This window comes from Oceanimonas sp. CAM02 (genome assembly GCF_032842915.1).
Taxonomy (GTDB): domain Bacteria; phylum Pseudomonadota; class Gammaproteobacteria; order Enterobacterales; family Aeromonadaceae; genus Oceanimonas; species Oceanimonas smirnovii.
Genome location: NZ_JAWJBK010000030.1, coordinates 1 through 19,749, shown reverse-complemented (window position 1 = coordinate 19,749; position 19,749 = coordinate 1). Strand labels below are relative to the sequence as shown.

Below are 19,749 nucleotides of genomic sequence, written 5' to 3'. Positions count from 1 at the left end.
ACCTGATGGCGGAACTTGGATTTTAAGTAAAGAATCTTCACATGGAGATTTTAAGTCGTATTGTGATCATGATCACACAACATATTGTTAACCGAATGTAACATCCTGCTGTGCCTGATGACGCCAGAAAAACGGCACTTTGTATTTTCATTTTTCAGTAATACGGACACAAAGGAACAGGATGTTATGATACAAAAATCCCTGCTTGGCTTATTGATTGCTGCCAGCTGCGTGCCGGCCATGGCCGCCGACTGGAGCACCACAGAGCTGCAATATCAGATAGGAAACCTCAAGCAACAGCCCTTTGGACCTGATGCCGATGATAAATCCACTACCAGCATTTATACCCTGCAACACGCCAGTGGCTGGAAGTACGGCGACAACTTCTTTTTTATTGATTATTCCGACTGGAAAGACGACCAGCGCCGACGTGACTGGTATGGTGAAGGTTATTTTAACTTCAGCCTGGGCAAGATCAGTGGCCGGGATTTAAGCCTGGGCCCCGTGAAGGACATTGGTCTGGTGATGGGGGTCAACGCCGGTGGTGACAGCAAGGTACGTAAATATCTGCCGGGGGTACAACTGGCGCTGGATGTGCCCGGTGCCGCTTTTTTTAATACCCTGATCACCGCCTATATTGATGACAGCACAGGCGTGGCCGGCGGCGGCGCGCCCAAGGAAAGCAACAGCTGGATGCTGGACACCGCCTGGGCCTTTCCCTTCAGTGCCGGCAGCCACGACTTCAGCCTGGAAGGTCATCTTGAATATATCGGCAGTCGGGAAAATGAATTCGGCGACAAGGTAAAAGCCCATGTGCTGGCTCAGCCGCAGCTGCGTTACGATCTGGGTAAAACCCTGTTCAATGATCCTCAGCGGCTGTTTGTGGGCATTGAATATCAGTACTGGCACAACAAATACGGCAGCTCGGTTACCGAGAGCGCAGTACAGGGCCTGGCTGTCTGGCGGTTTTAACCACAGCAAATGCAAAAAGAGCGCCGTGGCGCTCTTTTTTACAGGGACTTGTGTTTATACAGCGGCTTAGAAATGCCATTCCAGCTGGAAGGTCGGGGCGTGAGTATCTACACCAGCTATGCCATTATTACCAAACTTGTTGTTCCAGTATTCATAACCCACACCGGCCCAAAGAGTGTTGCTCTTGTTAAAGGCCAGATCACCCACATCCACCATCAGGGAAGGACGGGCCAGAATTTCATAGTCGGTACCCTGCCCTTTAGGGGTATTGTAGTTGGCAAACCCCTGGAACTTCATGGGTACAGGACCGGCATTAAAGGGCAGACCCCAGGCCAAATTGTACACTGTATAATCGTTATACGTAATATCTTGGTTAGTGGTACGCTTACCATTGTGATTGCGCTCATGAGCATACAGTATGCTGAAGTCCAGGAAACCCTTGGGCACGGCAAACTTTAACGTCGGACCCACCACCAGCATCTGTTTACGGGGAGCAACTTCAGTGTTTTTGGTATTCAGATCAAAGCCTGCGGTCAGTGCCACTTCCTTTACCGGACCAAAACTGAAATCCTGATCAAAAATCTTGCCCAGATGCAGCTGATGGCGGTAGGTCAGATAGGCCTCGGTGGCACCGTCACCTTCACCTGGGGCGTCGCCCTGAGCCGGATCATTTTCATCAGACTGCAGCAAATCCACGTTCAGAAAGTTCTGGCCATAGGCATAACCGCTGGCATGAGTGAATTGCAGAATGTGTTTGGTCACATCTTTTTTATTAAAAGGCTCGGTAAACTCGGTACCGTAACGATAACCGATATAGGTATCGGACCAGGTGGCGGCGCTCACCTGAGGAGCAGCAGAAACGGCCAGGGCCAGGGCAGACAGAGTGAAAACGCGCTTGCAGGTTTGCTTCATAACCGTGATTCCTTCACATGGTTCAAAAGGTGAATTCTGATGTGAATACAAAGTAATATTTTTTTGTGTTTTTTGCATTCCACCTTTCAGCACCTGAATGATTACACAGGCCGACACCAAAAATCTACATTTTGTTCACAAAAGTATAATGAGCATCAAAGAAACGGCTTTCAGTCACTATCTCAGAGGTAAGGTAAACGAAGATACCGGTACTACCATCAAGGCTGCACGTTGTCCGCATGCCACACCGGCATTGGGAAACACCACGGCTTCCCGCTCCTGCTGAACATGCCACTGCTGCTGCTGATCAGTCGCCAGCAAGACACCTTGTTCAAACTCGGTGAAATTGGATACATCATTGTTGAAACAAAGGGCAAAGTCATCGGTGTTTTTAACAATTTCCTGACTCACGGCAAACACGTCCAGATGCTCTGGTGTGAGTGGTGGTGGCTGCCAGCCAGGCTCAGAGATCAATGCTTCAAGGCATTGATTAAGTGCGGTCAGCTGGGTCAGATCATTGTCACCAAAAGGCATTACCTTGCCCAGCTCAAGGGTAAAGGCATGGGCATTGAACCGGTGCGCACTGAAATAGCTGAAGGTGGTGGTAGGCTCGTGAGCCAGTAGTACCGTATTAATGCCGGCAGCCTGCAACAACGCCAGCTGAGCCCGACTGTAAGGTGCGCCATGCAAATAAGGATACACGGCAAACTTTTCCCGCTGTGAAGGCCGAATGGCAGTATGCAAGTCGTAATGCAGCCGCTCTGCATGCTCTCGCACCGAAAAAAAGCGGGTCACATAGCTTTCCAGCAACGCAGCCCGTTTACGCTCCTGATTCACCTCATTGCCCTCGGCATGAGCGCCGGAAAACAGCCGGTTCAGGTTTTCATCCAGCTCACGTACCGCGGCATTCATCGCTGCCGGATTGCCAAAAATAAACAGCACTCGCTGGCGGCAGGTCAGCTCGCCACTGATCAGCCTGTGCAGCAACGCCTCGCACAGCTCAATGGGCGCGGTTTCATTACCGTGAATGCCGCAGGAAATAATCAAATCACGACCAGCCGGGTTTTCCGGCTCCAGACACAGGACGCCGGTATCCCAGATCTGGGCTGCAGTGCCGCAAGGCAGCGAATATACTGAAGGGGATAAATACCAGGGGTGCTGTCTGCTGAGGGCAAGAAAGTCATCAAGAGCATGAGTCACAGATACCTCCAAAAATCCATTTTATTGCCAGACATCTTAATGCAATAAAACACGATTTCAGTATCAATGTCTAAGGATTTAGGGGTCTACCCCACATAATAAAGTCAAAAGCCGGCGCTGATCAGCGCCGGCTGCAAATTTATACGCCAGCCTGAGCAAACACCTCACTCACCAAAGCCCGTGCTTCGGTGATCAGCTGATCCAGGTGAGCTTCACTGCGAAAGCTCTCGGCATAAATTTTATATACCTGCTCGGTACCACTGGGGCGGGCAGCAAACCAGCCCTGCTCAGTGACCACCTTTAAACCACCAATGGCTGCCCCGTTACCCGGCGCACTCGTCAGGCGGGCAATAATGGCATCGCCGGCCAGGGTGTCGGCCTGCACGTTTTTCGGCTGAAGCGCACTGAGCACTTTCTTTTGGGCATGGTTTGCAGGCGCATCCACCCGCCGGTAATGTGGCCGGCCCAGCTCGTCGGTCAGCATGGCATAATACTGGTGGGGTGTTTTACCGGTTACCGCCAGTATTTCTGCCGCCAGCAGTGACGGAATAAAACCGTCTTTATCCGTGGTCCAGACATCGCCGTTTTTACGCAAGAAAGAGGCACCGGCACTTTCTTCCCCCACAAAGGCCAGCTTGCCGGCCATCAGGTGTTCTACATACCATTTAAAGCCGACCGGCACTTCCATCAGCGGACGCTGCAGACTGGCTGCCACCCGGTCGATAATGGATGAAGACACCAGCGTCTTGCCCACCGCCAGACTGGCGGACCACTCGGGTCTGTGAGTAAACAGATAGTGTATGCACACCGCCAGAAAATGGTTCGGGTTCATCAGACCATCGGCATCCACTATGCCATGGCGGTCATAATCAGGATCATTACCACAGGCAATATCAAACTCATCTTTCAGCGCCAGCAAACGGGTCATGCTGAAGGGGCTGGAGCAGTCCATACGGATTTTGCCGTCATGATCCAGCGGCATAAAGCCAAAGTCGGCATCCTGGCGCTCATTTACCAGAGTAATATTCAGGCCAAAACGTTTGGCAATGTGCGGCCAGTAAGCCAGACCCGAGCCACCCAGCGGATCCACGCCAATACGAATGCCGGCCCGGCGAATGGCCTCCATATCAATGACCTGATCCAGCTGTGCCACATAGGCATTCACATAATCATGAGGCACCGCCTGCTGCCGCGCCTGCTCACAGGGCTGGCGAGTGACGCCGGCATTGCCTTCGGCCAGCAGCGCATTGGCTCTTTGCTCAATGGCACCGGTGGCCTCGGCACTGGCAGGACCACCGTCGGGGCCATTATATTTAATGCCGCCATCCTGCGGCGGATTATGGGACGGTGTGATCACTATGCCGTCGGCAAGCGCCCCGCCTGCGCGGTTAAATTCCAGAATGGCATGAGAAATCACCGGTGTAGGGGTATAACCGCCGCCCTGCTGCACCCTGACTTCAACGCCGTTGGCGGTTAATACTTCCAGTGCTGCGCCAAAGGCTGCTTCCGATAACGCATGGGTGTCCATGCCCAGAAACAGCGGCCCGCTTATACCCTGCGCCCGGCGATACTCTGCCACCGCCTGACAAATGGCGTAAATATGCGCCTGATTAAAACTGGCATCCAAAGAAGAACCACGATGGCCGGAAGTACCAAAGGCCACACGTTGTCCCGGCTGGCTGACATCAGGGGTACGCTGATAAAACGCGGCCATCAGTTTGGGAATATTAACCAGATCCGCAGGCTGTGCAGGCTGGCCTGCGCGAGGGTGCGTGCTCATGTTGATTACTGTCCTTGATATGTTCAGATGCTTTGGCTGACCCGCTCAATCAGGCCGTGGGCATAGCCCATAGCGGCCATCAGCTGAGTCACGATATTGCGTTTGCGGCCGGTGTTGGTATTGGTTATCACCCAATAAGGGCTGCCATCAATGGCTCTGGGCTTGGTCGTGTTGCCCGCCGCCAGCAAGGCAGCTTCCGAGTCGGCAAAATAGATACGTTTGCGCCCCTTGATATCTGAGGCCTGAGCAAAGGCAGCCGGATTATCCCGGTACAATACCGACAAAATCGTCATAAAACGTTCAATAGCAGAATCTTGCGCAGCCAGAGTGCCGGCGTCGAGCATACGGCGTACGCCCTCTCCCTGCACACCCGCCGGGGCCGGCTCCGCGCTGGGTTCGGTTTTTTGGCTTTCCAGTTTCAGTAAACGGCGCAATATGTCCGAGGCGCTCTCTCCGATATGCCGGGTATTACTGGCAATGTAACGGTAAAGCTCTTCATCCACCTCAATGGTTTTCATCATTTTTTCAGGCATATCCACTCCCAGTGAAGAGTGGCTGATTATACATGTTGCAAGGGTCCGGCCCAAGCGGGTTGCGCCCATGCCCGGCTCGGGCAACAATATTGCCCTCTTTTGACGCAACAAGGCGCACGCTTCATGCAACTGAATTATCGACGCCAGGGCAGCGGTATGCCGGTGATACTGGTACATGGCCTGTTTGGCAGCCTTGACAATTTAAATGGTCTGAGCCGGGCACTGACACCACATTTCGATGTTATCTCCGTCGATCTGCGTAACCATGGGCTGTCACCCCGCAGTGGAGAAATGACCTACTCCGCCATGGCGGAAGATCTGCTGGAACTGAGCGCACAGCTGCAGCTGGATACGCCTGCCATGGTGGGGCATTCCATGGGCGGCAAGGCCGTGATGATGGCCGCCGGACTGGCACCGGAACAGGTACGCGGTCTGGTGGTGGCCGACATGGCACCGGTGGCCTACCGTCAGGCCCGCCATCAGGAAGTATTTGCCGGTCTGCAGGCGGTAATGAACGCCGGCTGCCAGACCCGCAAGGAAGCCGATGCGGTACTGGCGCAGCATGTCAGCATTGCCGGCGTACGCCAGTTTTTACTGAAGTCGTTCAGCAATGACGAACACACCTGGCGCTTTAATGTTACCGCCCTGCACAACGCCTACGCCAATATTATGGGCTGGCCCGGCCTGCCAACACCCTTTGAGGCACCAGTACTGTTCATTAAAGGCAGTGAGTCGGATTATCTGCTGCCCGAGCATCAGTCCGACGTTCAGGCTCAGTTTCCTCAGGCTCAGGCCCGGGTCATTCAGGGTGCGGGCCACTGGCTGCATGCGGAAAAACCCGATTTATTCAATCGCCTGGTGCAGGATTTCCTGCTTGCTCTCAGTTAACAGGCTTTCAGGCTTTGTGCTATAGTGGCGCCCATTCTTAACGGTCGGTCAACTTTATGTCTTTGGATCAAATCGAGCTGCTGGAAAGCCTTGGGCTGAAACTCTTTTTTGTGGCCATTTTTCTGCTGATCGGGCTGGCTATTCAGGATGTTCTGAAACGGGGCAATGTGCCCAAATTTGGCCGTTTTATCGTTTGGCTGGTGCTGTTTCTCGGTTGTGCCGGCTTTATTGCCAAAGGCATTATTGAAGCAGCATGGGAAAGTGGTGGTGTGGGCTGAGCCATGGCCAAGCAAGAGGCAGACAGAACCACGCTGGATCTGTTCGCCGACGAACGTCGGCCCGGCAGACCCAAAACCAATCCCCTGCCCCGGCAGGTTCAGCTTAAACTCAACAAGCGTAATCAGCTCAAACGGGATCGTGAACGCGGTCTTCGCCGAATAGAGCTCAAGGTAGATGAGCAACTGTTCAGCAAACTTAACGTTCTGGCCAATGAGCGCCGGCTCAGCCGAGCCGAGCTGATTCAGGCCTTGCTGTTGCAACAACTGGCACAGCAAGAGCAGGAATAGCGCCAGGTTTTACAACACCATTCTCAACAGGTACGGCATAATTATGGCAAGTGTAGGTCTGTTTTTTGGAAGTGATACCGGCAACACCGAAGCCGTGGCAAAGATGATCCAGAAAGAACTGGGTAAGCATCTGATTGAAGTTCACGACATTGCCAAGAGCACCAAAGAAGACATCGCCGGATTTGATTTGCTGCTGCTGGGCATTCCCACCTGGTATTACGGCGAATCTCAGGCCGACTGGGATGACTTTTTTCCCGAGCTTGAGCAAATCGACTTTAACGACAAGCTGGTTGCCATTTTTGGCTGCGGCGATCAGGAAGACTATGCCGAGTATTTCCTGGATGCCATGGGCACCCTGAAAGACATTATCGAACCCCGTGGTGCTATTATCATTGGTCACTGGCCCACCGAAGGCTATGATTTTGAAGCCTCTCGCGCCCTGGTGGACGATGCTCACTTTGTAGGACTTGGCATTGACGAAGACCGTCAGCCCGAGCTGACCCAGGAGCGGGTCAAGGGCTGGTGTAAACAGGTATATGAAGAAATGTGCCTGAAAGAGCTGGAAGGTTAACGCGACAGCTCGGGTCTTTAAGGGATGCGCCGGGCGCATCCCTTTTTTGTTCAACAAGGGTATGATCCCGGTACACATCACAGTAAGAGAATTACGTCATGAAACTGTTTAGTGCCATTCTGCTCAGTATGCTGCTGCCTTTCACGGCAGCACAGGCGGCAGTACGTCCGCTTCCTCTGCCTGCCGATAAGGGGCAGCCCGTGGGGCAAATTCTTATTCATACCACTCAGGAGGGTGACACGCTGGCCGGGCTGGCCCGCTATTACGGCGTGAGTCCTATTCTGATGATGGCTGCCAACCCTGATCAGGATCTGCTGCTGCTGCGCCCCGGTGACAAAGTGGTGATCCCCAATCAGATGCTGCTGCCCAGAGCCGAAACGCAAGGGATTGTGATCAATCTGGCGGAGCTGCGCCTGTATTATTATCCGGAAAACGAAGATCAGGTCTATGTGTTCCCCATCGGTATTGGCCGGGTGGGCCGCGCCACGCCTGAAATGGTGACCTCTATTTCCCAGATGCGGGAAAACCCGACCTGGACCCCGACCGCCAATACCCGCAAGGAGTATGCCGCCAAAGGAATCCCTTTGCCGGCTGTGGTTCCTGCCGGCCCCGATAACCCACTGGGTGAATATGCCATGCGCCTTTCTTATGGCAGCGGTGAATATCTGATCCACGGTACCAATGATCCGCTGGATGTGGGTCTGCGCTCCAGCGCCGGCTGCATTCGTATGTATCCGGAGCATGTCGAGTGGCTGTTTGCTCAGGTCGATAAAGGCACGCGCGTACAGATTGTGAATCAGTCACTCAAGATAAGCACCGATGAATACGGCCAGACTTTTGTGGAGTCTCACGAGCCGCTTACTCCGGAAGGACACAAAGATACACGCCCGGTAGATATCAGCGTACTGGAGCCCTTACTGGAAAATGGCCTCGACAGAGCAACACTGGAGCAAATTATCGGTCAGCAGCAAGCGACGCCTCAGTTGGTTGGACAAAGCCTGTATTGATATAACGGGCAGCCAGTCTGCCCGTTAAGGCATTACCAATAAAAAAGGCCTGACTTACGTCAGGCCTTTTAAATATTCGCAGGGTAATGTTACTTGGTGTAACGACCCATCTGATCCAGACGAGAGTTGGCGCGGTCGGCAGAAGCGCGGGCTTCGGCAACGTCGGCAGCCAGACGGTCAATCTTGGCAGCGTTAGACTGCTGACCCTGTTGAACAGCCTGTACGTCCTGAGACAGCATGTCCAGTTTCTCTTCCAGAGCAGTAGTGGAGCTACAACCAGCCAGCATCAGGGCACCAACAACACCACCAACCATCATCATTTTATTACGCATTACATGCTCCTTGTTTTTAATGGGAGTCAAAAAGACCACTAAGCAAGCTAAGTATGAACGAAGTTCACCACTAACCGCAAATTATTTTATAGACCATGACATTAGGAAATTTTGCTTAACATCATGATTCAGCGTTTGTTTGCCGCTTTTTTACGCACGTAGAGGGTACGCTCTACTTCGGCAACCAGTTCTCCGCTTTCATTGACAATATTAATACGAAACTCCGGAAAATACTTACCACCGCCCGCCGTGCTACGTCGGATTTCGTCGAGTCTGTCACGATTCAGATAAACTTCTGCATAAACACGACCTCGTCCGGGCTTTAAAAACGTAATACGAGACGCCCTGTCCCATACCTGATAACCAGGCCCCAGCGTGGCCATCAGCATCATGGAGTACAGCGGATCTGTCATCGAAAACAGACTGCCGCCATACTGAGTCCCGTTGGCATTTTTATTCCACCAGCGTAAAACCAGTGACGCACGGCAGTAACTGTAGTCACGACTGATATGCTCAAGCCGAATGCCCGCCCCCCAAAAAGGGGGCCACAGATTCATTAAGCGGCGCAATAGCCAGGGCCGGGAAAGGATAACCGTTACCATTTACTGTTACTCCGCGCCGTAAAAGTACTCAAATGATAACCCTTACATGACGGTTTTGTCACCGCCCGGGAATTCGGGTTGCCTTTGAAGGCAGGAAGACGCAGAATTAACACTAATACCCAAATGAAATGTGAATCGTTGATTTTATGGCCGATAACAATCAAGCACTGAAGAAAGCAGGACTCAAGGTCACACTCCCCCGGATCAAGATTCTGGAGTTGTTACAGCAACCGGATACCCAGCATGTCAGTGCGGAAGAACTCTACAAATTGCTCATCGACCAGGGCGAAGAAATTGGTCTGGCTACCGTTTATCGGGTACTGAACCAGTTTGACGATGCCGGCATCGTTACTCGGCATCATTTTGAGGGTGGCAAGTCTGTTTTTGAGCTGGCTACCCAGGAACATCACGATCATCTGGTCTGCCTTGACTGCGGCAAGGTTATTGAATTTCATGATGAAGTCATTGAAGAACGGCAGCGCGTTATTGCCGGCCAGTTTAATATCAAGCTGACCAATCACAGCCTGTATTTATATGGTCACTGCAATAATGACGAATGTAACCATAACGATGAATAATTAAAAAAAGCCGCAGTGACTGCGGCTTTTTTTGTTGTTATGCGCCTTCCTTGCTACCCCAGGAATCACGCAATGCAACAGTCAGGTTAAATACCAGCGCGTCAGACTCGCTGTCACGGCAGAAGTACCCTTCACGCTCAAACTGATACGCATGTTCGGCACTGGCACTGGCCAGAGAGGCTTCAACCACAGCGTGTTTGAGCACCTGCAACGAGTCCGGATTGAGAGCTGCCTCAAAAGACTCAGCGGCTCCGGGGTTGGGAATGCTGAACAAACGATCGTACAGGCGAACCTCCGCCGGTACACCGCGAGCAGCAGAAACCCAGTGGATCACGCCTTTGACCTTTCGCCCGTCTGCCGGATCCTTGCCCAGAGTATCGGGATCGTAGCTGCAGTAAATGGTGGTGATGTTACCGTTGTTGTCTTTTTCCACACGTTCGGCCTTGATCACATAGGCATTGCGCAGACGCACTTCCTTGCCCAGTACCAGCCGTTTGTATTTCTTGTTGGCCTCTTCACGAAAGTCTGCCTCATCAATGAAGATTTCACGAGTAAACGCCAGCTCACGCTCCCCCATTTCAGGTTTGCTGGGATGATTGGGGGCTTTCAGTGTTTCTTCATGGCCTTCAGGCAGATTTTCAATGATTAATCGTACCGGACGCAGCACTGCCATGGCACGAGGTGCATTTTCATTGAGATCATCACGAATACAGGCCTCAAGCATCCCCATCTCTACCGTATTGTCTTGTTTGGTCACGCCAATACGACGACAAAACTCACGAATGGCAGCGGGTGTGTAACCGCGGCGGCGCAGACCGGAAATGGTGGGCATACGCGGATCATTCCAGCCTTCCACATGGCCGTCGGTCACCAGCTGGTTAAGCTTTCGCTTGGACATGACGGTGTATTCCAGATTAAGCCGGGAAAACTCATACTGGCGCGGATGACAGTCAATGCTGATGTTATCGAGCACCCAGTCATAGAGGCGGCGGTTGTCCTGAAACTCAAGGGTACAAAGAGAGTGGGTAATGCCTTCCAGCGCATCGGAAATGCAGTGGGTGAAGTCGTACATGGGGTAAATGCACCACTGCTCACCGGTCTGGTGGTGGTGGGCAAAACGCACCCGGTAGATGACGGGATCACGCATCACCATAAAGGAAGACGCCATATCGATTTTGGCCCGCAGGCAGGCAGTGCCTTCCTTGAACTCACCGTTGCGCATACGCGCGAACAACGCCAGGTTTTCTGCTACCGGCCGGTCCCGGTACGGGCTGTTGCGGCCCGAGCTGGTCAGGGTGCCACGGTATTCGCGGATCTGCTCGGGGGTAAGCTCATCCACATAGGCCAGGCCTTTTTCAATCAGCTCAACGGCATAACAATACAATTTTTCAAAGTAGTCGGAGGAGTAACGAATATCGCCGCTCCACTCAAAACCCAGCCATTGTACGTCGCGCTTGATGGACTCAACATATTCCACGCTTTCCTTTTCGGGGTTGGTATCATCAAAGCGCAGATTACATTTGCCCTGATAGTCTTTGGCAATGCCAAAGTTCAGACAAATGGATTTCGCATGGCCAATGTGCAGATAGCCGTTGGGCTCCGGTGGAAAACGGGTCTGCACCGCCTGATGCTTGCCGCTGGCCAGATCTTCATCAATGATCTGACGAATGAAATTGCTGGGACTGTGGTCCGCCTGACTCATTCAATGCACCTCGAAAGTGGAAAATGGTGAAATAGCGTAAAGTCTCCATGATCCATGATTCCGGCACAGTGCTCAATAGCACCGCCACTATATTGCTGCCAAAAGTAAAAAAGCCGCTCGAAAGCGGCGTTAACTGATGATAAAGCAGACAGACGTTATTCTTCTACCGGCAGCGTTTGCTGTACATAGCGGCCCGGTGCCGGCATCAGCGGCGGGCATTCCTCATTGCCAATATCACGGGCCGGCACCGGTTTGCCCAGATGCGGGGTGACCCACTGCTGCCAATGCGGCCACCAGGAGCCACTTTCCCGTCGGGCCGCAGCCAGCCATTGATCAGCAGACTCAAAACACTGCTCGTTTAGCCAGTAGCCGTACTTATTCCTGTCAGGCGGGTTAACCACACCGGCCACATGACCAGACTCACCCAATATCAGAGTTTTGTCTCCGCCCAGCAGACCAGCGCCTTTAAAGGTAGCATCCCACAGCGCAATATGATCGTCTTTGGTAGACAGAAAATAACTGGGCGTCTCAACCTTGGACAAGTCTACGCCAAAGTTACCGACTTTTACTTCACCCTTGCCGAGCTTGTTATCAAGATAGAGATCCCGCAGCAGAAAACTGGCACAGGTAGCACTGAGGTTGGTGCTGTCACTGTTCCAGTACAGAATATCAAACTCGGTGGGCTCTTCGCCTTTCAGATAGTTATCAATGTAATAGTTCCAGTAGAGACTGTTTTCTCGCAGCAAACTGAAGGTCACTGCCATCTGGCGACCGTCAAAATATCCCTGAGCATCGTTCATCTGCTCCATGGCACTGACCACGGGGTCGTTAATGAAAACCCCTACTTCTCCCGGCTGAGTAAAGTCGAGCAGTGTGGTCAGGAAGGTAGCACTTTTGACTCTGGGCTTCATGCGCCGGGCTGCATACAGCGCCATGGTGCTGGCCAGCAGAGTACCGCCAATACAATAACCGATAGCATTGACTTCCTTTTCGCCAGTGATGCGCTCCATTACCCGTATGGCTTCCATGGTGCCTGAATTGATCAGGTCCTGAAAACCAATACTGGCCTGCTCTTTGCCCGGATTTCGCCAGGACATCAGGAAGACCGTATGCCCCTGATCCCGCAACCAGCGCACAAAGGAATTTTGCTCTCGCAAATCAAGAATATAGAACTTGTTGATAAAGGGCGGTATCACCAGCAAGGGGGTTTTGTGCACCTGACTGGTCGTGGCCTGATACTGGATCAGTTCGAAAATATCGTTACGAAATACCACCTCACCGGGTGTGGTGGCCAGATCCTTGCCAAGCTCAAACGCCGACTGACGGGTCATGCGAATTTTAAGCAGGTTGGCACTATTGGCCAGATCTTCCTGAAACAGATGAATCCCCTTGACCAGGTTGGCACCTTTTTCCTCCAGGGTACGGTGCAGCAACTCCGGGTTACTCCAGATAAAGTTGCTGGGTGACAAGGCGTTAATGGTCTGGCGGAAAAAGAAGATAAGACGCTGGCGCACCGGATCAGGCAGTCCTTCCACTACCTCCAGGGTCTGCATTAATGAATTGGAAAAATGCAGATATGACTGGCGCAGAAAATCAAAATTAGGATCTTCCTTCCAGCCCGCATATTTAAAACGGCGATCGCCGGGCGGATCGGCAATCACACTGTCGGCGCTGCGGTCAATCGCCCGTACCATGCTGTTCTGACAGATGGCCAGCTGGCCCTGCCACCACTGCATCTGCATTTCCATCAGCCGTACAGGGTTACTGGCCACCACATCATAAAAAACCTTCAGATCCTCTGCGTTCACCCGGGACAGCGCCTGAGTAACAAGGTTATCTCCCAGGCTGGACTTCTGAATATCGGACCAGACAGTTTCGTTCCAGGCAAAAAACTGACGAACCGGATCACTGCCTTCAAATATATTCTGCTGCATTATTTCCTCTCCCTGCATGAAAAAGCCACAGCCGTATTGTACAAACAGAAAGGGGCCGCAATGGCCCCTTTCCCTTGTTAAACAAGCACGGTCAAGATAGGGCTCAGGCTTTGTTGGCCTTGGCAACCAGTTCATCCAGACCCGCTTTAAACTCCTGGGCCAGCTCAGACAGCTTTTTACCGTCTTCCATCATTTGCTGACTGATGCGGGTCATGGTTTCCAGCTGTTTGGCACCGCAGGTAACCAGGCCCTGAACGTCTTTAATCTGGCTGTTAATCTGCAACTGCGCCAGACCAATGTCAGCATACTGACGAGCGGCTTCCAGCTGCAGGTTGGTAAGCGCAGTGAAGTTTTTGGCGACCAGCTGATTGTACTGATACAGAGGACCAAAGGTTTTTTCGGTCTGATCGTTAAAGGTTTTGAAAATGTCCGTGTACATAATGATGTCCTTATTAAGAAACTGACTTCAGAATTACCGCTGTACCCATGCCGCCGCCCACGCAAAGGGACGCCAGCCCCAACTTGCTGTTGCTGCGCTGCAGCTCATACAGCAGAGTGACCATAATACGGTTGCCGGAGGCTCCCAGCGGGTGACCCAATGCAATGGCACCACCGTTCTTATTGGTTTTTTCAAGCAGCACCTGCTCGGCGATGTCGTGGCGGGCTGACAGCTGACGCACCACGCCCAGTGCCTGACCGGCAAAGGCTTCGTTAAGTTCAAAACGCTCAATGTCAGCCAGCTTAAGGCCGGCTTTGTCCAGCGCCTGAGCAATGGCAGGCACCGGGCCCAATCCCATGATCTCGGGATCGATACCACCCTGGCCGTAACTGACAACCTCTGCCAGTGGCGTCAGGCCCAGGCGCTCAACAGCAGACTTGCTGGCCACGATAATGGCACTGCCGCCGTCATTGATGCCGGACGCATTACCGGCGGTGACCGAGCCACCATCACGCTTGAATGCCGGGCGCAGCTTGGCCAGCGCGTCGGTGGTTGTGCCGGCCTTGGGATATTCATCGGTATCAATGCTCAGCACTTCTTTACGGGTTTTCACTTCCACCGGCACAATTTCATCTTTAAAGAAGCCTGCTTCAATGGCTGCTACCGCTTTTGACTGGCTGGCAGCGGCCAGTGCGTCCTGCTGTTCACGGCTGATATTTTCCTGTGCCACCACATTTTCGGCGGTGACTCCCATATGATACTGATTGAATACGTCGGTCAGACCGTCGCTCAGCAACAGATCGGACAGTGTCATGTCACCCATCTTCTGACCATTGCGCAGATCGCCTTTCACTACATGAGGAATCTGCGACATGTTTTCACAGCCGGCAGCCACCACCACCTCAGCGTCACCGGCTTTAATATGAGCACAGGCATCCATCAGGGTTTTCATGCCGCTGCCACACACCATGTTCAGGGTGTAGGCAGGAATACCGGCGGGAATGCCCGCTGCCATGGCAGCCTGACGTCCGACCCCCATGCCCTGACCTGCGCTAATCACGTTGCCAACGATTACTTCATTAACATCATTACCGGACAGCTGCGCCTGCTCCAGCGCACCTTTAATGGCGGCCGCTGCCAGATCGGCAGGAGAGACGGTTTTAAGTGAGCCCAAAAAGGCACCGATGGGCGTGCGCTTGGCGGCAACAATATATACTGGTTCAGACATGACTTTTTCTCCGTAAATAAAAATACAGCATTACTGCATGTACAGGCCGCCGTTAACAGACAGGGTTTCACCGGTAACATAACCGCCATATTCGCCAGCCAGATAAAGTACAGCCCCGGCCACTTCTTCGGTGGTGGCAAGACGTTTAAGCGGAATAGTGGCTTTAATGGAGTCCAGTACGTCTTCACGAATGGCAGTTACCATGGGCGTGGCAGTATAACCGGGGGCCACGGCATTAACGGTCACACCAAAACGGGCTCCCTCAGCGGCAAGCGCCTTGGTAAAGCCGATCATGCCGGCCTTGGCCGCAGAATAGTTGGCCTGACCAAACTGACCTTTAAGACCATTTACAGAAGAAATATTAATAATGCGGCCACTGCCTTGTTCGCACATATTGTTGAAAATTGGCTGTGTTACGCTGAACAGACTGTTCAGGTTAGTGTCCATTACCTCTTTCCATTGATCCCACGACATTCTCTTGAAGGTGGCATCACGGGTAATGCCGGCATTGTTGACCAGCACATCAATGTGACCCATTTCGCGTAAGGTATCAGCAAGTACTGTCGCTGTGGCTTCATGATCGGCCACATTCAGCGCCAGCAACTTGATATCCTGACCGGCCAGGCCTTCATCCTGCAGCCATGCAGCAGCTTGCTGCTCTTTGCCCGGACGGTGAGTAGCCAGTACTTTATAGTCATTATTTAAAAATAAACGACATACTTCTGTACCAATTCCGCCAGCTGCACCGGTTACCAACGCGATTTTTTTGTCGGTCATGAACACTCTACTCCATGTATATACAATAAAAAGAAAGCAAAAATTAAAATTGTGTACATTAACGGTCAGCTTTGCCGACAATGACATCAACACATTCGTTTTCCAGGTACCGCACCTGAACCAGCTCCATGCTCAGGTATTCACACTATACCCTTATTGTTATGACAAATGCATTAAAATAATGGCTGCCAGCAAATGCAATCAGCAAAAAGGATAAGTCACAGCGGCAAGTTTATCTGCAGGCATAAAATTTATAACTTTAAAGTCAGAATAATAAAACGTTAAATAGATGCATGATGATTTTTATGACAATTTTATTACTCACTGCCTGTCAGGCCGGTTATTTTCTGGTTTTTTTTATTTATTAAAACAGGAATGTAAAATTTACATAAATTTTACATTCAAAAGGTTCGCAGCGTTAATACTCTCTTCCGGGCCTGCCGCCTGGCGCTGCCAAGCCGCCTGTTTGGCCTGCTTTAAACTCGAACAACCATTGCCCCACGCCGTTGACTTTTAAGCCGTTTCGATCACATTTTCAGCAAACAAACTGATTACTCAGGGAAATTGCGTTTCGGTGTTGACAGCTTTCAGAGCAGCCTTTAACATGCGCCTCGCATTGAAGAGATGCCTCTTCCCCCTTAGTTCAGTCGGTAGAACGGCGGACTGTTAATCCGTATGTCGCTGGTTCAAGTCCAGCAGGGGGAGCCAGTTTCAAAAAGCCGGCCTTGTGCCGGCTTTTTTGTATCTAATCTTCTCTTGTCCCGTTATTGCCTTGTGGCCAGTCTTGTTATTGCTGCGCGCTTGAATCATGATAGTAATCAAGTATGTAGCATCAGCTACTGGTTCCGTTTAACAAGGATGCCAATCATGCGGGGAACCCCTTCCTTTACTACTGCCCTGCTGTCTGTCGCTGTGGTGTTAATCCTGCTGAGCTTCATATTGCCATGGCAATGGGCCCACTGGTCTCTGGCTCAGCAATTGCCCTATCCCTGGCTGATGATAGCAGTGCCGTTCGCTTTGCTCAGTTTGTTGTCTTGTGGCTGGCTGTATATTCGCTACCGCCGGCAACAACACGCATTTCAGCAACATGTGCAGTCATTGCTGCATGCTCCTGAAGAGATCATGCCTGATAGTACTGAGCTGCTGGCTCAGGATGTGCTGGCGCTTTTTCAGCGACTGCAGGCGCAACAGACAGAGCTTCAGCAAAAATTGGAAGAAGCCAGACTACAGAGCCAGCGCGACAGCCTGACCACCCTGGGAAATCGCTTTGCGTTCCGACACCAGCTAAGTGAGCTGCTGGCCAGTGATAACCGTCTGGCGACGACAACATTAATGCTGATCCGTGCCAGCGCACTTCAGGATATCAACAGCCGTCATGGCTTTCAGGCCGGTGATCAATACCTGCAGGATATCTCCCGGCTGATCCGTAAAGTCATTCAGTCGCGCATGGGTGCGCAGGCTTATCGTATCAGTGGCAGTGATATCGCTGTGCTTGTTCCCGGACAGTGTGAGCCCCTGGCCCATACCATGGGCAATGAGTTACGCCAGGAGCTGTTCCACTATCAGGATGTACATGAGCTGGACTGTGTCGCTTATATTGGCTTTACTCAGCTGTTGCCGGGTCAGTCTCCGGAAAGCATTCTCATTCGTGCCGACTCCGCGCTGGCGCAGGCGCAAAGCGGTGAACCCAATAGCTGGCGTATGGTGCTGAAAAACAGTGACGACGAAGACATGGGTGAAAGTCAGTGGCGACAGCGTCTGCAGAGCATGCTGGATAACGATCGCATTCTGCTGGTGGTACAGCCGGCCAGACTGTTGAAACCGGCGCTGCCTGGTTATAACGAAATTTTTACCCACTTTCCAAATGAAAGTGGTGGTGTCTATCCGGCTTCTACCGTCTTTGCCATGTTACAGCGACTGGGCATGTCCATGCTGTTTGAACAAAAAATCATTGAGATGATTCTGGATCAGGTAGCAAAATGCGATCTTTCCGGACAACGCTGGGCCATTAATCTGACACCCGCAAGCCTGCAACAGGGTGCTTTTATCATCTGGCTGGAACGAGTATTGATGCGTCATCAGCACATCACCGCCAACCTGGTTTTTGAGCTGGATGAACATGTACTGGAACATCAGTTGGGCAATGGCAAGCGGCTGCTTGAAATGATCCGTCGCAGTGGGGCCCGCTCGGCCATCAGCCGTTTCGGTCATGGCTATGGCTCTTTCCGGCTGTTAAAAGACATTAAGCCTGACTATGTCAAACTGGATCCGGAGCTGGTACGTCAGCTGAAAGATGACAATGCCAACCAGCAATTCGTGCGAATGATCATCGATCTGGCTCAGCGACTGGGCTGCCATGTGGTGGCAGAAGGGGTAGAAACCGAAGAGCAGAAGCAGATCCTGGAAACCATGTATGTAGACGGAGTTCAGGGCTACCTGGTAAGCAAGCCCCTGCCCCTTGCAGAGTTTAAAGGTCTGGTGTCTTCAGTTTAAGCAGGTAATTAATCAGCTCACCCAAATGACGGTAGCGGGTGAGCTCTTCTGCACTGTAGCGAGTAGACATGGTAGACGGATTATTGCGGTGTTTCAGGTAACGCATTATTTGCAGGCGGTTAAAACCACCTACTTTATATACCAACTGTAACAACTCCTGTACCTGTTCACTATCAAGTCCGCTCAGGGTGCCATAACCCTGCTCCAGCGGCGTATGAACTGTCACCTCCACTTCCTTCAGCTGGCCCTGCTCCTGCAGATAGTCCAGCCATTGCTCCACATCCATGGGCTTGGCACCGGAAAGCAGCTCAAAGTGCCCGCGCCCGCTACGGCAATCGGACAGCAGCATCACGGCCAGCGCGTCATTATCGGCGCTGAATGTCACCTCACCCTGTTCGCTCCAGTCCAACGCCTGTATACGAATATGGGCTTGATGACCCTCGCCGTCCCTGACCTTAAAATTAAACACGCCGTCTCCGCCGGTTGCCTTAAAACATCAATCTTGGCGTAATAGCCTGTGTGAGTCAAAGCCGGACTTCACAGCCCGCCGCCATGGGTGTAAGGTTCGCCGCTCAGACTTGTTTTTATGTTGTAGCAGGAGTTGTCATGATGCCCAATAAGGAAGTTACCTACACTATCTCCGAGCTGGCTGACGAGTTTGATATCACCCCCCGTACTCTTCGTCATTATGAAGAACTGGGCCTGATTATGCCCAAGCGCAAAGGTAATACCCGCATATACAGTCATAAGGATCGTATTCGTCTCACTCTGACTCTGCGCGGCCGGCGTTTGGGCTTCAGTCTGGCGGAAATGGGTGAGTTGTTTGAACTCTATGATGCCGAGCACAGTACCCGGCCCCAGCTGCATTCCATGGTGGCCATGATCGCAGAAAAACGCATTATGCTGCAGCAACAGCAGGACGATATTGAAAAGGTGCTGGCCGAGCTCGACGCCGCCGATATCAAGGCCAAGGAAGCGCTGGAGAAAATGAAACACCACTAACTAAAAGACAGCTGTAAGCTGTAAGCCATCAGTGGTGTGGTTTGAAGGTACTGAGCCGTATTTGCAGGTAAAACTTCGCACGTGCAGGCAACGTGTGGAGTGGCCCCGATAAAGTAGACACTTAAATTAAGCGGCAGCTGCGTAGGCATTGGGAGTTATTCCTCCCAGCGCCATGTGGCGCCGCACTTTCGGGTAATACTCGTCCGTATAATACCGGACTTCATCTGCCATTT

At 52.1% G+C, this 19,749-nt stretch carries 21 protein-coding genes and 1 tRNA gene; 10 read left to right on the top strand and 12 right to left on the bottom strand.

The annotated features are described in order from the left end of the window. The first annotated feature begins 186 nt into the window (after positions 1-186). The gene (locus tag R0I78_RS11320) at positions 187-972 is read left to right on the top strand and encodes a nucleoside-binding protein (protein ID WP_317075381.1); all 786 of its coding nucleotides are present in this window, start codon (positions 187-189) and stop codon (positions 970-972) included. A gap of 66 nt (positions 973-1,038) precedes the next feature. On the opposite strand, the gene R0I78_RS11315 is transcribed toward R0I78_RS11320, so the two are convergent. The 4 genes from R0I78_RS11315 to R0I78_RS11300 all read right to left on the bottom strand — a co-directional run bounded on the left by R0I78_RS11315 (position 1,039) and on the right by R0I78_RS11300 (position 5,397). Then, positions 1,039-1,884: a hypothetical protein gene (locus R0I78_RS11315; RefSeq protein WP_317075380.1), complete on the bottom strand. Its 846-nt coding sequence runs from the start codon at positions 1,882-1,884 to the stop codon at positions 1,039-1,041. 177 nt (positions 1,885-2,061) lie between these two features. After that, positions 2,062-3,084 carry a succinylglutamate desuccinylase gene (astE, locus tag R0I78_RS11310; protein WP_317075379.1) on the bottom strand — a complete coding sequence of 341 codons (1,023 nt, stop codon included), beginning with the start codon at positions 3,082-3,084 and terminating at the stop codon, positions 2,062-2,064. Between the two features lie 139 nt (positions 3,085-3,223). Beyond that, positions 3,224-4,864: a phosphoglucomutase (alpha-D-glucose-1,6-bisphosphate-dependent) gene (pgm, locus tag R0I78_RS11305; protein WP_317075378.1), complete on the bottom strand. Its 1,641-nt coding sequence runs from the start codon at positions 4,862-4,864 to the stop codon at positions 3,224-3,226. 23 nt (positions 4,865-4,887) lie between these two features. Further along, complete coding sequence (locus tag R0I78_RS11300; RefSeq protein WP_019935713.1) at positions 4,888-5,397, bottom strand: replication initiation negative regulator SeqA; 510 nt, start codon at positions 5,395-5,397, stop codon at positions 4,888-4,890. Positions 5,398-5,520: 123 nt separating this feature from the next. On the opposite strand from R0I78_RS11300, the gene R0I78_RS11295 reads away from it, so the two are divergent. The 5 genes from R0I78_RS11295 to R0I78_RS11275 all read left to right on the top strand — a co-directional run bounded on the left by R0I78_RS11295 (position 5,521) and on the right by R0I78_RS11275 (position 8,429). Beyond that, on the top strand, positions 5,521-6,285 hold the full coding sequence (locus R0I78_RS11295) for an alpha/beta fold hydrolase (RefSeq protein WP_317075377.1): 765 nt from the start codon (positions 5,521-5,523) through the stop codon (positions 6,283-6,285). Positions 6,286-6,341: 56 nt separating this feature from the next. After that, complete coding sequence (locus tag R0I78_RS11290; protein WP_317075376.1) at positions 6,342-6,563, top strand: DUF2788 domain-containing protein; 222 nt, start codon at positions 6,342-6,344, stop codon at positions 6,561-6,563. 3 nt (positions 6,564-6,566) lie between these two features. After that, the gene (gene ybfE / locus R0I78_RS11285; protein WP_019935710.1) at positions 6,567-6,851 is read left to right on the top strand and encodes a LexA regulated protein; all 285 of its coding nucleotides are present in this window, start codon (positions 6,567-6,569) and stop codon (positions 6,849-6,851) included. A 43-nt stretch (positions 6,852-6,894) separates the two neighbouring features. Further along, positions 6,895-7,422 carry a flavodoxin FldA gene (gene fldA / locus R0I78_RS11280; protein ID WP_019935709.1) on the top strand — a complete coding sequence of 176 codons (528 nt, stop codon included), beginning with the start codon at positions 6,895-6,897 and terminating at the stop codon, positions 7,420-7,422. 98 nt (positions 7,423-7,520) lie between these two features. Then, positions 7,521-8,429 carry a L,D-transpeptidase family protein gene (locus tag R0I78_RS11275; protein ID WP_019935708.1) on the top strand — a complete coding sequence of 303 codons (909 nt, stop codon included), beginning with the start codon at positions 7,521-7,523 and terminating at the stop codon, positions 8,427-8,429. An 89-nt stretch (positions 8,430-8,518) separates the two neighbouring features. Here R0I78_RS11275 and R0I78_RS11270 read toward each other — a convergent pair whose 3' ends face one another. Together R0I78_RS11270 and R0I78_RS11265 are read right to left on the bottom strand one after the other, a co-directional pair. Beyond that, the gene (locus tag R0I78_RS11270; protein ID WP_019935707.1) at positions 8,519-8,761 is read right to left on the bottom strand and encodes an LPP leucine zipper domain-containing protein; all 243 of its coding nucleotides are present in this window, start codon (positions 8,759-8,761) and stop codon (positions 8,519-8,521) included. A 128-nt stretch (positions 8,762-8,889) separates the two neighbouring features. Continuing rightward, positions 8,890-9,363 (bottom strand): DUF4442 domain-containing protein, encoded by a 474-nt coding sequence (locus R0I78_RS11265; RefSeq protein WP_026344918.1) that lies wholly within the window; start codon positions 9,361-9,363, stop codon positions 8,890-8,892. Positions 9,364-9,509: 146 nt separating this feature from the next. Here R0I78_RS11265 and fur point away from each other — a divergent pair, with 146 nt between their 5' ends. Then, positions 9,510-9,941 carry a ferric iron uptake transcriptional regulator gene (fur, locus tag R0I78_RS11260; protein WP_019935705.1) on the top strand — a complete coding sequence of 144 codons (432 nt, stop codon included), beginning with the start codon at positions 9,510-9,512 and terminating at the stop codon, positions 9,939-9,941. Between the two features lie 37 nt (positions 9,942-9,978). On the opposite strand, the gene glnS is transcribed toward fur, so the two are convergent. From glnS to phbB, 5 genes are all read right to left on the bottom strand, one after another. Next, on the bottom strand, positions 9,979-11,643 hold the full coding sequence (gene glnS / locus R0I78_RS11255) for a glutamine--tRNA ligase (RefSeq protein ID WP_317075375.1): 1,665 nt from the start codon (positions 11,641-11,643) through the stop codon (positions 9,979-9,981). 155 nt (positions 11,644-11,798) lie between these two features. Next, the gene (gene phaC / locus R0I78_RS11250) at positions 11,799-13,577 is read right to left on the bottom strand and encodes a class I poly(R)-hydroxyalkanoic acid synthase (protein ID WP_317075374.1); all 1,779 of its coding nucleotides are present in this window, start codon (positions 13,575-13,577) and stop codon (positions 11,799-11,801) included. Between the two features lie 103 nt (positions 13,578-13,680). Next, positions 13,681-14,016: a phasin family protein gene (locus R0I78_RS11245; protein WP_317075373.1), complete on the bottom strand. Its 336-nt coding sequence runs from the start codon at positions 14,014-14,016 to the stop codon at positions 13,681-13,683. Between the two features lie 13 nt (positions 14,017-14,029). Next, positions 14,030-15,244 carry an acetyl-CoA C-acetyltransferase gene (locus tag R0I78_RS11240; RefSeq protein ID WP_317075372.1) on the bottom strand — a complete coding sequence of 405 codons (1,215 nt, stop codon included), beginning with the start codon at positions 15,242-15,244 and terminating at the stop codon, positions 14,030-14,032. A gap of 30 nt (positions 15,245-15,274) precedes the next feature. Further along, on the bottom strand, positions 15,275-16,021 hold the full coding sequence (phbB, locus tag R0I78_RS11235; protein WP_019935700.1) for an acetoacetyl-CoA reductase: 747 nt from the start codon (positions 16,019-16,021) through the stop codon (positions 15,275-15,277). A gap of 632 nt (positions 16,022-16,653) precedes the next feature. Here phbB and R0I78_RS11230 point away from each other — a divergent pair. Further along, positions 16,654-16,729 (top strand) — tRNA-Asn (locus R0I78_RS11230). A gap of 159 nt (positions 16,730-16,888) precedes the next feature. After that, on the top strand, positions 16,889-18,514 hold the full coding sequence (locus R0I78_RS11225) for an EAL domain-containing protein (protein ID WP_019933918.1): 1,626 nt from the start codon (positions 16,889-16,891) through the stop codon (positions 18,512-18,514). On the opposite strand, the gene R0I78_RS11220 is transcribed toward R0I78_RS11225, so the two are convergent. Next, the gene (locus R0I78_RS11220) at positions 18,489-18,983 is read right to left on the bottom strand and encodes a hypothetical protein (protein ID WP_019933919.1); all 495 of its coding nucleotides are present in this window, start codon (positions 18,981-18,983) and stop codon (positions 18,489-18,491) included. The genes R0I78_RS11225 and R0I78_RS11220 overlap by 26 nt on opposite strands. A gap of 137 nt (positions 18,984-19,120) precedes the next feature. Here R0I78_RS11220 and R0I78_RS11215 point away from each other — a divergent pair, with 137 nt between their 5' ends. Beyond that, positions 19,121-19,516, top strand: a complete 396-nt coding sequence (locus R0I78_RS11215) for a MerR family transcriptional regulator (RefSeq protein WP_019933920.1) — start codon at positions 19,121-19,123, stop codon at positions 19,514-19,516. Positions 19,517-19,749: the final 233 nt, after the last annotated feature.

Coding starts and splice junctions, on each gene's coding strand:
- R0I78_RS11275 (WP_019935708.1), top strand. CDS start 7,521: ATGAAACTGTTTAGTGCCATTCTGCTCAGTATGCTGCTGCCTTTCACG.
- R0I78_RS11225 (WP_019933918.1), top strand. CDS start 16,889: ATGCGGGGAACCCCTTCCTTTACTACTGCCCTGCTGTCTGTCGCTGTG.
- R0I78_RS11265 (WP_026344918.1), bottom strand. CDS start 9,363: ATGGTAACGGTTATCCTTTCCCGGCCCTGGCTATTGCGCCGCTTAATG.
- R0I78_RS11270 (WP_019935707.1), bottom strand. CDS start 8,761: ATGCGTAATAAAATGATGATGGTTGGTGGTGTTGTTGGTGCCCTGATG.
- R0I78_RS11320 (WP_317075381.1), top strand. CDS start 187: ATGATACAAAAATCCCTGCTTGGCTTATTGATTGCTGCCAGCTGCGTG.
- glnS (WP_317075375.1), bottom strand. CDS start 11,643: ATGAGTCAGGCGGACCACAGTCCCAGCAATTTCATTCGTCAGATCATT.
- pgm (WP_317075378.1), bottom strand. CDS start 4,864: ATGAGCACGCACCCTCGCGCAGGCCAGCCTGCACAGCCTGCGGATCTG.
- R0I78_RS11215 (WP_019933920.1), top strand. CDS start 19,121: ATGATGCCCAATAAGGAAGTTACCTACACTATCTCCGAGCTGGCTGAC.
- fur (WP_019935705.1), top strand. CDS start 9,510: ATGGCCGATAACAATCAAGCACTGAAGAAAGCAGGACTCAAGGTCACA.
- phbB (WP_019935700.1), bottom strand. CDS start 16,021: ATGACCGACAAAAAAATCGCGTTGGTAACCGGTGCAGCTGGCGGAATT.
- R0I78_RS11240 (WP_317075372.1), bottom strand. CDS start 15,244: ATGTCTGAACCAGTATATATTGTTGCCGCCAAGCGCACGCCCATCGGT.
- ybfE (WP_019935710.1), top strand. CDS start 6,567: ATGGCCAAGCAAGAGGCAGACAGAACCACGCTGGATCTGTTCGCCGAC.
- R0I78_RS11315 (WP_317075380.1), bottom strand. CDS start 1,884: ATGAAGCAAACCTGCAAGCGCGTTTTCACTCTGTCTGCCCTGGCCCTG.
- R0I78_RS11245 (WP_317075373.1), bottom strand. CDS start 14,016: ATGTACACGGACATTTTCAAAACCTTTAACGATCAGACCGAAAAAACC.
- R0I78_RS11290 (WP_317075376.1), top strand. CDS start 6,342: ATGTCTTTGGATCAAATCGAGCTGCTGGAAAGCCTTGGGCTGAAACTC.
- R0I78_RS11300 (WP_019935713.1), bottom strand. CDS start 5,397: ATGCCTGAAAAAATGATGAAAACCATTGAGGTGGATGAAGAGCTTTAC.
- R0I78_RS11295 (WP_317075377.1), top strand. CDS start 5,521: ATGCAACTGAATTATCGACGCCAGGGCAGCGGTATGCCGGTGATACTG.
- phaC (WP_317075374.1), bottom strand. CDS start 13,577: ATGCAGCAGAATATATTTGAAGGCAGTGATCCGGTTCGTCAGTTTTTT.
- fldA (WP_019935709.1), top strand. CDS start 6,895: ATGGCAAGTGTAGGTCTGTTTTTTGGAAGTGATACCGGCAACACCGAA.